We start from the raw sequence: 10,062 nt of genomic DNA on the forward strand, positions 1-10,062 counted from the left end.
CGCTGCGCATGCGCTTCTCCTCTCCCTTCGTGGCGGCCCCGTGCCCGCCCGTGATCTCAGCGTCGGCCGCCGCCCGCCTCGGCGGTAGGGCTGTCGGCGGTCGAGGTCGTTCGGCCTTGTTCGACCGGAACCTCGAACGTCGTCGGCGTGCAGGCAGACCGCCGCGGCCACAGCGGTACGAGGGCGAGGACCGCCGCCACGCCCGACAGTCCGCTGAACCCGATCACCGTGGTCGCCGGCCACCGGTCCGCGGCCAGACCCGCCATGACCATCGCCGCCCCCTGGAGCCCGCTCAGACCGGTGATGGCCACCCCGAACGCGCGTCCCCGGTACTGCGTCGGCACGGCCCGGCCGAACAACGCGTTCAGCGGAATGGCGAAAGCGCTCGCGGTGCCGGCCAGCACCAACAGCAGGAGGACGACCCACAGCGGAGGCACGAACCAGGTCGCCGCCAGCACCCCGGCGGAGAGCGCGGCCAGGGGCAGGATCAGTCGTGGCCGGGCCGCCGGCGGACAAAGCCGGGTGAGGGCGACCCCGCCGAGGGCCATCCCCGTCGGCGCCGCCGCCAGCAACAGCCCGACGGTGCCGGCGCCGCCTCCGTACTGTCGGGCCAGCGGCGCCATCAGTCCTTCGGCGGCGTAGGTGAAGGCGCTGGCTGCCCACAGGACGAGGACGTAGGCGCGCAGCCGGGGATCGGTGAAGATCACCCGCAGGCCGGCCGCCCGGCCGCGGCGGGCCGGGCGGCCGGGCGGCCGGGGCGCGGGGCGGGAACGAACGCCGATCATGATCAGAAGTGCGGAGACGAGGAACGTGCCGGCGTCCACCAGCAGCGCACCGCGCAGCGACAGCAGCGCCACCAGGCTCCCCCCGACGGCGAAGCCGAGCACCTGCACGACCTGGGCGCAGATGTTGTCCACGCCGTTCGCCACCGCGTAACGGTCACCGTCGAGCACTTCGGGTATCAGCGCCGCCCTCGCGGCCACGAACGGCGGCCGCATCAGGTTGACCGCGAACAGCAGCGCCACCAGGGCGGGCGCGGGGAGGTCCGGCAGCGCCGCCGCCGGGACGAGCGCCGCCCGGGCAAGGTCGCACGCGACCAGGATCCGCCGCCGGGGGAACCGGTCGGCGAGGCCGGACAGCAGCGGCCCGCCCGCGAGCCAGGCGAGGTAGGAACTGGCGTAGGCGGCCGCCGCCAGCGCGGCCGAGCCGGTGCCGGTGTAGACGAGGTACGCCACGGTCACGGCCGTGAGCTGGTCACCCGCCAGGGACAGCAGGTACGCCACGAACAGGTAGCGGTACTCGCGCACCGCGAACACCTCGGCGTACGTCGCGGCGCGCTCGGTCACTCCGCCCCCGTCCTGTCCCACCGCCGGCTGCCCTCAGGGCACTGGGTCCAGAACGTATCCACGCCTGCGCCGTCGGGGCCGGGGCCAGGCGTTCGGGGATGTTCGGATCCGTACGGGTGGGCTCGGGCGGCCGGCGGGCTCCGCTCCTGATCACGCGATCGCACCTGGCGCACTCACCGGCGGCGTGTCCGCGTGGGGAATGGCCCGACCGTGTCGATTGCGTCGGACAGAGCCCACTGCCGCTGCGGTGTCCCCACGATGGGAACGACATGGTTGGAACTCGACAGCGAGATGGGGTGGGCGAGACGAGGCGTCGACGGAGCAGGAAGGTGCGCTGATGCAGGCGGCGGCGATGTCCGTGGCCGCGGTGGTGACGGCGGCGGTCGTCGTACCACAGCGACGCCCGCGAGCGATCAGGCACGGTGCCCGGCCGTGCGGAAGCCCGGTGACCGTCAGGTCTTCCGCACACGCGGCGTGAGCGGCCCGGTCGGTCTCGCCACGGTCGAGCTCCTGCGGCCCGCCGGGGTCGGCTCGGACGCTGGCTCGGGTTCCGGCCGCACGAGCTGGCGGACGAGGGTGTGGTCGACGGTGGTGTGTTCGGCGAGCAGGACCACGTCGTTGAGGTCCTTGCCCTGCGGGTACACGTCGGAAACCGTCCGGTGGCTCTGGTGTGCTGAACGGGATGACGGGGCGGCGAGCCGCACGCCGCCACGATGACGCACATCCCGTACTCGGGGTCCGCCAGCGACGTGCATCTCGACATCACGGTGCCGGATGTGCACGCGGCGTGCCGGAGGCGCTGGCCGCTGGTCGACGGCTGCCTCGCCGAGACCGGCCGCGCGATCCTGGCCACACCCCGACCCCGCACCGAAAGCCTCAGGAAGCCTTGCGATACAGGTCCCGTCTCTCGGGCAACTGCTCGAGGCCGGCCGACTGGTAGGTGGCGACGGCGGCGACGTTGGAGCTCGGGGTGCACACGTCCACGCTGGACGAGCCCAGATCCTGCAGTGCGCGCGCCGCGGCGACCGTGACCGCTCGGCCGTAACCGTGACCGCGGTGTGCCCGGTGCACCCCCATCGGCTCGATCAGCCCTGGCCTGCCCTCACCCGCCGACCACACCGTCACGGCCGCCACCGCCTCGCCCTGCTCATTACGAACGACCAGGCACCGCGCGTCGACATACGGCGCACCTGCCGCCATCGCGTGCCAGCGCTCGTCGGTGAACGTCGACCCGTCGAACGACGCCCGCAGGACCGCGGCCCACTCGTGCGCCTGTTCCGGCCCGATCACCTCGACACGAACGCCCGGATCCGGCACAGGCACGCCGAGGCCACGCCGAAGTGGTGTCCACGGCTCGCCACTCTCCCAGCCGTCCTCGAACAACAGGTCCTGGACCAGCGCACCCATCGGCGCCTCGACGTACACCTCGCCCTCGGGCAGCACGCCACGCTCAGGCGCCGACGCGTCCTCGACCACCCGCTGCGCCAACTCCTCGTCCCGCAACGCCTCCGGCGCGAACGCCAACCGCAGCAGCTCCGCGCCATCCAGCAGCCCGACCGCCACAACCTCCCCAGCCCGACTCCAAGTCCGCGTGGCCTCCGCCGTCCGCTCCGCCCCGAACCGCCAGAACCACCCCACATCCCCCGGATGCAACTGCACAAGCCCTCGGTCGTACTGCCACTCCCCCAACACCCGCACCACGTCACCGAGCCCAGCGACACCCGGCCTACCCATCTCGATCGCCATCCCCCGATCCCATACCACCCCACCGACCCTCCGCACCCGAATTTCCCCGCGGCAGTCAGCAAGTGCGAGCGGTACGCGCAAGGCGGTGGCACCGGCTACGGCCTCGGCTATCACTTCGCTGTCGGCCCTGACAGCACGCTTCGTTGGCTCACCCAGCTCGACGACCACAGATTTTGGAAGACTAGGTCGAGTCGGGTTCGAGGGTCAGGCTGGCCTGGGCGAGGAATCCGTCGAGCAGGCCGGGGCGGCACTGGATGCGCTTGAGCCGTTTCTTGATCCTCGCGAGGAGATGGTCGACGCCGCAACGGCGAGGTTGCCGATACTGCGTTCCAAGCGTGACCAGACGCCTCTAATACTGCAGAACGCAGTAAACAACAGTGGGGTGTGTGAACCGGTACCAACGGTTCCACCGGTAGTCCCGCGTGCACCGGTCGCCGTTGGAGGCCCCTGGGACGATGTCGACGACATGAACCGTGCCCTTTGCCTTACACTTCGACGCGCCGACGATCCAGCCATCATTCTTTGGGAATTTGTAACAGTAATTGCGCACCAGGTGGAGCTCCAGGCACAGGCGGTAGCCCTCTTCCGTGATGTACGCGGACTCGGGATCGGCGCACGCACCCCGTTCATAGTCCACCGAAACCACCCGATAGGTGCCACGCGTGCCGTTGCAGTTGCCAATCCCCAGGAAGTCCCCGTCTTCGCTGACGACGATGCACTGCCCGATCTTCGCGGGCGGCGGTGGCGGAGCCGCCTCGGTCGTCGGCTCCTCCTCAGGCGGGGAATCCGTCTCCTCGGTGGACGGCGGTGGGGGTGTCGTCGGCGACGGCACGGGAGAGGATCCGTCCGCGACGGCTGTTTGTCGGCCGTCGCCGTCCATGTTGGAGACGACCAGCGCGCCGGCCGCGACCACGCAGGTCCCGAGCAGGCACAATGCCAGCACCCCGGCGATGACGCCGATGAAGAGAGGCCCGTTGCGCTTCGACGGCGCCATCGGCGGCGCTGACGGCGGCGCGGCCATGCCGGGTTCCGGTGGAGTCACACCCTGGTCGTCGGGCACGTCAGACGGCGGAGGCAGCGTCACCCGAGGAGTGTGACATAGATCCACTAACGGCGGCCAGATACCCGGTCCGATCCAGATCAGCAACCAGGAGGCCGGTCTTCAGCGGGCATCGCTGGCTCTGTAGGTCAGCCGACGCGGGAAGGCCCACGCCATGCGATCGTCACCGCTGGCCGGCGACGGCGGCCGGGACCAGAGCGGATTCCGCCTTGAGATCGTGAATCCGCTGCCGCAGCGATTCTTCGACTCCCGGCGGCTGCGGGTCACCCCGGTCGCGGCGCCATTCGGCGAACGCCAGGTCCAGTTGCGCGGAGTGCAGACGCTTCATCCGGGAGTAGGCCGGACGGTCGCCACGCAGAAGTGCCTGTAGCCGCATCCGGAAGCGCAGTGGCGGATTCACCAGTACGGGCACCTCGGCCGGGGTGATCGCGCCGCGCGGGTCGCGCGCCTCCCTCCGGAGGTGCTGGTGCAGCGACCTGGTTTCTTGACGCAACGCGATGATGATGAGAAACAGCAGGATGGCGAACGCCGGCCCCTTGAGGACGATGAGGTTCAGCGGCTGCACCACGAACAGCTGAAGCAGGGAATTGTCAGACTCCCAGTACAGGCGGCCCATCGCGAAGACGTCCCAGATCAGGTGGGCCGCGATGGCGACGAGGAAGCCGCTACCGACGCAGACCACCCGCCGTCGCCAGTCGTTGAACTGCATGGCGAGTCCGATGCCGGCGCCGATGATCCCCGTGTAGGTGGCATGGCTGACCAGGAGCCCGGTGACCTGCCGGTACCAGTGCTGGTAGAGCACAGCGCCGAAGTCTCCGGTCATGTAGGACATCGACTCGGCGAACTGAAAGCCGATTCCGACGCAGGCGCCGATGACGATGCCACCGAGCATGCCGTCAACGCGCCGCCAGACGAGCAGCACGATCACGAGGACCCCAGCGCCCTTGCCCAACTCCTCAGGGACCGCGGCGGCGGCCGCGTGACTGAGTATCGCCGCGGTGCCCGGCAGAAGCTCTGCGGTGATGACGACGTGCAGGATGCCCTCGACCATCTGGGCGAAGTAGGCGGCGACGAACAGGCCCCAGGCGAAGGCGACCGCGACCAGTCGCCACGGTGGCTTGCGGTTGCGCTGCATCCGGCGGAATGTCCACAGCGCGAAAAGGGTCGTTGGAATGCTCAGCAGCGCGCCCCGCCAGGCGATTCCCACCTGCAGGAGGGTGAGGAGCACAACCAGGAGGGCGGGCACGGCGAACACCAGTCCACCACAGATGGCCCAGGTCCTGAAGCGGCTACGCGGCGAGTCACCCGTGGCTGAGGTAGCGACGACGACGACAGCCGCGATGCAGGCGGTGAACAGTGAGATGCCGGCAACCCCGAGGCTGACCATGCCGAGGACGCGTACCCCGGTGCCGTCATCGCGGACGACGCCGACCAGCGACGCCACGGCGATCATCACCAGCAACGCCTCACCAGTGGTGAGAGCGGCGCCGAGCCGGTCGAGCCGGTACGCCGCCGGCACGATCGGGTCCGGCACCATCGGCCGGTTCACCGGGCGGGGTGGCGGTGCGAGGCCGGGCCCGGATCCCTCCCGCGGTGCGCTGGTCGGCTGCGGCGTCTCCTCCGTCATCGCTCGATTTCCACGTGCACCCAGGCGAGCACCTCCTCCGCCCGGTTCCCTCGGACGGTGGCCAACACAAACTGGTATGTCCCAGCGGGCACCGCGGAGGTGGCGCTCAACGGCACCGGACTGGCCCGCAGGTCGTCGAGATCCGGCAGGTCCACGCTGTTGGTCCGGTGGCCGAACGCGTCGTACCAGCTCGCCCGCGCGGGTTCCGCGGCTACTGACCCGGCCACACCCTCGTCGATCGTGGCGGCCGGGATCTGTCCCTGTCGGAATCTCTCCTGCGGTGAATCGACGATGCTCGCGGTGGCCGAGTCGTATGCGTAGAGCCGGATCGGCAGGGCAGGAAAACGTTGTGGTGTGGTCGGCCAAGAGACGGCTAGGACGACAGTTGAGGCGAGAACGACGACCACCGCGATCAGACCGAGGACAGTCATCACGCGTACCGGAAAGCGAGCTTCCGCGGGCTCGGTCCCGTCTGGCACGGCTTCCTCCGTCCACGGCGGCGGGTTACCCTAGCCTAACCCGAAGCGGCGGTCGTACAAGCGTACGTGGATACGCATGTACATGGTTCAACCCGACGCTCGGATTGGGAGGCTATGTCTGCGGCGGTGTCTGTCAATGTGCTGGCCGACGGCGTACCCATCGACTGTGGCGGCATGGCCGACGGCCTCGCCGGCTGTTACGGAGCGGTCCCCGCCGTCGGCATCGCAGCGTTCGCGGTGCTGGGTGGTGCCGCCCTCGCCGGTTATACAGCGTTCGCCGTGTTCTTTCCACAGGTGCTCAATGCCCTGATGGGAATACCGGCGACGACGGATTCGATGGGCCGCAGGTCGGACTGGCGCGATCGCGATCCCGGCGCACATCCGCAGCAGCCGACCCGGCCACCGGACTCGCACCTCGCCGGCGGCGACCCGGTCTACCACCGCCCCGGCGCCACGGCGATCGGTTACGACGAGTCGACCATGCGGAACTTCGACATCGTCGCACCCGAGCCGGGTTACCACGACGTCGTGGTCCATGGTAAACGCAACGGGATGTTCCGGCCGGGCCTGATCGGGGAAGACGGTGCCGACCATCCGTCGAACTACACCCACCCGGCCCAGATCGCCGAGGCGATCCGCGGCAATCCGCACTACGACGGCGGGCCGGTGCGTCTGGTGTCCTGCCACTCGGCCACCGTGAGGCCCGACGCGGGTGTCCCACCGCCGGCTCAGCAGGTCGCGGACGCGCTGGGGGTGACGGTCATGGCGCCTACCGACGCGGTCGGTGTGAACCGGTATGGTCCGGTGAAGCAGGTTCCTCGGATCAGGAACGGCGGCAAGTGGGTGACTTTCTATCCCGGCGGGAGGACCGATGGGTAAGCCGGCGTTGCGGTTCGCCGGGATGTTCCGCGAGCTGGGACCCGTCGGCCTGGGCCTGGTTCAGGAGAGCATCTTCGACAACGTCTCCGCCGAGGAGATGCCGGATGTCGACGAGGTCGTCCGTTACCTGAAAGCGGGGTACGTCCTCATCGACATGATGGACCTGGCCGACGACCCGTTCGACCCGGCGCGACAGGTCATGAACGGGTCGACGATCCGCACCGACGGTGACTGGCTGTGGCGCGACGATCTGGCGTACTACGTCCTCCGGCACCGGGTGGCCCTCCCCGAGGACTTCCTGGCGCTGATCCGCGAACGCCGCTACACCGTGCCGCACCGGGACGAGGAACTGCTCCGCGAAGGGTCACTGGTGGCCGAGGAACTGATGTTCTGACCCACAACACCCTGGTCGAGGTCCGAAGCGTCAGCACTGGCGCGGCATCGCCCCGGCCAGCGGACCACCCGTTGGAGCGAGACACCCGACTTCATCAGGGGCGAGCGCGGGAAGGATCTTTCTGGAGGGCCTCTGGTGGAACCAGGCGCGACTGCCGGCGGTCCAACCTGACATGCGCGCGGTCGTCTTCCTCAGCTCTGTCCTGTTGGGCCTGTTCGTCGGCGCTCTCATGCTGCGTTCCGGCTGGGAGCTGCCGGTGCGAACCTCCTGCTCAGGTGACGTGTGCACGTCGCAGTCGTGGGTCGACGTCGACTGGGACCGCGTCAACTGGGAACTGAAGCCGACCAGGATCGCCTGCTTCGAGGCCAACCCGGCCAACCACGATGTCCTGATCGGGCCCGGCGACGAATGCGTACGGTCCCGCGGCGACGTCATCGAACACCAGGCCACCTACGAAGAACTACGTGAAGAGATCCAGCAACGGCGCACCCTGGCACTTGCGTTCGCCGGCGCCGCGATCGCGCTGCCACCGATCCTCGTCGAGGTGTGGTGGCGGGTTCGCCGCAGACCGGCACCGACGACACACTGACTCCACGCTCCCCCACCCTGATCGCGGCAGATGCGTGCGTTCGTCGTACAGGAAGTCGTGAGGCGCGGGCGTCAGTTCAGGGAAGGTCGGGATCTCGACGCTCGGCCACGAAACGCTCGCCCGCTTCCTCGTCGGCCAGTGAGTTGTCGACCAGCCATTCAACCGCCCGCCGCCTTGCGCGTACGTCGCGGAAGGCGTGCCATGCCGGCAGCAGGTACGGATACTCCTCGTACAACTCGTTCTTGAACCGGCGGAAGGCGCCCCTGACCTGGATAGCTCGCGCGAGTCGGCGGCCGTCGGGTACCAGACGTAGCGCACATCGACGGCATGTGCGTGCGTTACCGCCAGAGGTCCGGGCGGCGATATTGTCGATAGGTTGTGTTCGTGGTCGAGACGCTGGGGATGCGCTGGGGTGGGAAGGCCGCACGGCGGTTGGCGAGGCTGGGCTCGGTCCGGATCGGCCCGGGCCTGACCGGTGAGGAGTTGGCCCGGATCGAAGAGCAGTTCGGGTTCGAGTTCGCTGATGATCATCGCTCGTTCCTTGCGGCGGGGCTGCCGGCGGGCGGCGGCTGGCCGGACTGGCGCTACGGCAATCCGGACGGCTTGCGGCGATGGCTCACGCTGCCGGGGAAGGGCGTGTTGGAGGCGGTCAGACTCAGGGGCTACTGGGCTTCGAGTTGGGGCGCTCGCCCGGACGACGTGACCGATGCCGTAGCCGCTGCGGCGGACCACCTCGCCGCGGCGCCCTGGTTGGTTCCGATCTTTGGCGGTCGGTACTTGCCTTCCGGTCGGGGGACCTACGGGCATCCAGTGTTGTCCGTGTACGGGGCCGACATCATTTGCTGGGCACCGGACCTGGTCGACTATGTACTGCAGGAGTTCGGCGAGGGCGGTGTCGGCAGAAGGTACTCATACGAGGGCTGGGAGATGTCGGCAAGCGCAGAGTTCTGGGCGGAGTACCTGGCATGGTCGGCTCTCGAACCGTAATTCGCGAGGATTTGGCATGCTTCAGCGCCGCGCCGACCGCATACATATCGGCATGAGCGCGCTTCGCGGCAGATCCGGATTCCATCCGTCCCCCGACGCCTCCTGGTGCCGCTGGTCGGATACCTTCAACGGCGCCCGGAGCGAAGGATCCGTCGGTCCTCCGATCGTGTCGGGCGCGAGAGCTGGACCATGTCGTCGACAATGTCGGCCGGCTCCGTCACCTGGAACAGGTCGACCGGCGGCGGACCGGCCAGATAGGCGACGTTGATCACCCATTTCTGATACTGCCACTCGCAGCTGCCCCAGTACTCCCAGAGCCGGAAGTTGAGGCGCCAGCGCCCCCATTGGCCGACCAGCAGGCGGAGCACCGTGTCATTCGGGCGCGGCGGGAAGACGGTGAAGCACTGACACCAAACATGGGTGTCGCTGGTCACCACAAGCTGCCCAGCCACCATCTCCAACTGCACGCCAGCGGAGCTGAACGGCCCGGCTTCCGGCAGAGTGAGCCTGGTCGCCGTCTGTTGCACCGCGAAGTCGTTCTCCTCACGGGCAACGACCTGGTGGACAAGCACCTCGGCTCCGCCCCCGGGTGGTGGCAGCTGGAGTGCCTTGGCGGCCGCATTGCGTCGCGCCACCCTTCGCACACCTCGCGATCGCTTCACCCATTCCTCAGGGGCGGCCGGGTCACCGGGAGGCAGCCGGAACGCCTCCGCCAGGGCGTTACGTCGTACCGCCCCGGGTACGCCTCGCGACCGCTTGGTCCATGCCGTCAGCACCCGCTGGACCACAATCATCAGCCGACTCTCACAAATCCTGTCAGGATGGTCAAGCGAAATACGTCGAGGGATTCTCACTCAACGCACTGAGCCTTTCCGCGTAACACCCTGAGCACCGTTCGTGACGCCTGAATCGGTTGGCTACGGGCGGGAAACGCCTGTATAGGCATGGCCGAGCG

At 68.8% G+C, this 10,062-nt stretch carries 11 protein-coding genes; 4 read left to right on the top strand and 7 right to left on the bottom strand.

The window, feature by feature from the left end:
• Positions 1–56: 56 nt before the first annotated feature.
• The 5 genes from AB0G14_RS28580 to AB0G14_RS28600 all read right to left on the bottom strand — a co-directional run bounded on the left by AB0G14_RS28580 (position 57) and on the right by AB0G14_RS28600 (position 6,210).
• On the bottom strand, positions 57–1,346 hold the full coding sequence (locus AB0G14_RS28580; RefSeq protein ID WP_357702624.1) for an MFS transporter: 1,290 nt from the start codon (positions 1,344–1,346) through the stop codon (positions 57–59).
• Between the two features lie 876 nt (positions 1,347–2,222).
• On the bottom strand, positions 2,223–3,260 hold the full coding sequence (locus tag AB0G14_RS28585) for a GNAT family N-acetyltransferase (RefSeq protein ID WP_357702626.1): 1,038 nt from the start codon (positions 3,258–3,260) through the stop codon (positions 2,223–2,225).
• Between the two features lie 181 nt (positions 3,261–3,441).
• Positions 3,442–4,176, bottom strand: coding sequence for a hypothetical protein (locus tag AB0G14_RS28590; RefSeq protein WP_357702628.1), 735 nt, complete (start codon positions 4,174–4,176; stop codon positions 3,442–3,444).
• Positions 4,177–4,315: 139 nt separating this feature from the next.
• Positions 4,316–5,779 (bottom strand): PrsW family intramembrane metalloprotease, encoded by a 1,464-nt coding sequence (locus tag AB0G14_RS28595; RefSeq protein ID WP_357702630.1) that lies wholly within the window; start codon positions 5,777–5,779, stop codon positions 4,316–4,318.
• On the bottom strand, positions 5,776–6,210 hold the full coding sequence (locus AB0G14_RS28600; RefSeq protein WP_357702632.1) for a hypothetical protein: 435 nt from the start codon (positions 6,208–6,210) through the stop codon (positions 5,776–5,778). The genes AB0G14_RS28595 and AB0G14_RS28600 overlap by 4 nt, the downstream gene beginning before the upstream one ends.
• 162 nt (positions 6,211–6,372) lie before the next feature.
• On the opposite strand from AB0G14_RS28600, the gene AB0G14_RS28605 reads away from it, so the two are divergent.
• The 3 genes from AB0G14_RS28605 to AB0G14_RS28615 all read left to right on the top strand — a co-directional run bounded on the left by AB0G14_RS28605 (position 6,373) and on the right by AB0G14_RS28615 (position 8,120).
• Positions 6,373–7,137 (top strand): hypothetical protein, encoded by a 765-nt coding sequence (locus tag AB0G14_RS28605; RefSeq protein WP_357702634.1) that lies wholly within the window; start codon positions 6,373–6,375, stop codon positions 7,135–7,137.
• Complete coding sequence (locus AB0G14_RS28610) at positions 7,130–7,531, top strand: hypothetical protein (RefSeq protein WP_357702636.1); 402 nt, start codon at positions 7,130–7,132, stop codon at positions 7,529–7,531. Before AB0G14_RS28605 ends, AB0G14_RS28610 begins: the two co-directional genes overlap by 8 nt.
• Before the next feature lie 172 nt (positions 7,532–7,703).
• Positions 7,704–8,120: a hypothetical protein gene (locus AB0G14_RS28615; RefSeq protein ID WP_357702638.1), complete on the top strand. Its 417-nt coding sequence runs from the start codon at positions 7,704–7,706 to the stop codon at positions 8,118–8,120.
• A 76-nt stretch (positions 8,121–8,196) separates the two neighbouring features.
• Here AB0G14_RS28615 and AB0G14_RS28620 read toward each other — a convergent pair whose 3' ends face one another.
• The gene (locus AB0G14_RS28620; protein WP_357702640.1) at positions 8,197–8,547 is read right to left on the bottom strand and encodes a UPF0158 family protein; all 351 of its coding nucleotides are present in this window, start codon (positions 8,545–8,547) and stop codon (positions 8,197–8,199) included.
• Between AB0G14_RS28620 and AB0G14_RS28625 the strand changes: the two genes are divergently transcribed.
• Positions 8,505–9,107, top strand: a complete 603-nt coding sequence (locus AB0G14_RS28625; protein ID WP_357702642.1) for a hypothetical protein — start codon at positions 8,505–8,507, stop codon at positions 9,105–9,107. The two genes, AB0G14_RS28620 and AB0G14_RS28625, sit on opposite strands and share 43 nt — an antisense overlap.
• Positions 9,108–9,232: 125 nt before the next feature.
• Here AB0G14_RS28625 and AB0G14_RS28630 read toward each other — a convergent pair whose 3' ends face one another.
• Positions 9,233–9,742, bottom strand: a complete 510-nt coding sequence (locus tag AB0G14_RS28630; protein WP_357702644.1) for a hypothetical protein — start codon at positions 9,740–9,742, stop codon at positions 9,233–9,235.
• Between the last annotated feature and the right edge of the window lie 320 nt (positions 9,743–10,062).

The organism is Micromonospora sp. NPDC023814, from assembly GCF_040639595.1.
Taxonomy (GTDB): domain Bacteria; phylum Actinomycetota; class Actinomycetes; order Mycobacteriales; family Micromonosporaceae; genus Micromonospora.

Coding starts and splice junctions, on each gene's coding strand:
- AB0G14_RS28595 (WP_357702630.1), bottom strand. CDS start 5,779: ATGACGGAGGAGACGCCGCAGCCGACCAGCGCACCGCGGGAGGGATCC.
- AB0G14_RS28600 (WP_357702632.1), bottom strand. CDS start 6,210: ATGACTGTCCTCGGTCTGATCGCGGTGGTCGTCGTTCTCGCCTCAACT.
- AB0G14_RS28605 (WP_357702634.1), top strand. CDS start 6,373: ATGTCTGCGGCGGTGTCTGTCAATGTGCTGGCCGACGGCGTACCCATC.
- AB0G14_RS28610 (WP_357702636.1), top strand. CDS start 7,130: ATGGGTAAGCCGGCGTTGCGGTTCGCCGGGATGTTCCGCGAGCTGGGA.
- AB0G14_RS28615 (WP_357702638.1), top strand. CDS start 7,704: ATGCGCGCGGTCGTCTTCCTCAGCTCTGTCCTGTTGGGCCTGTTCGTC.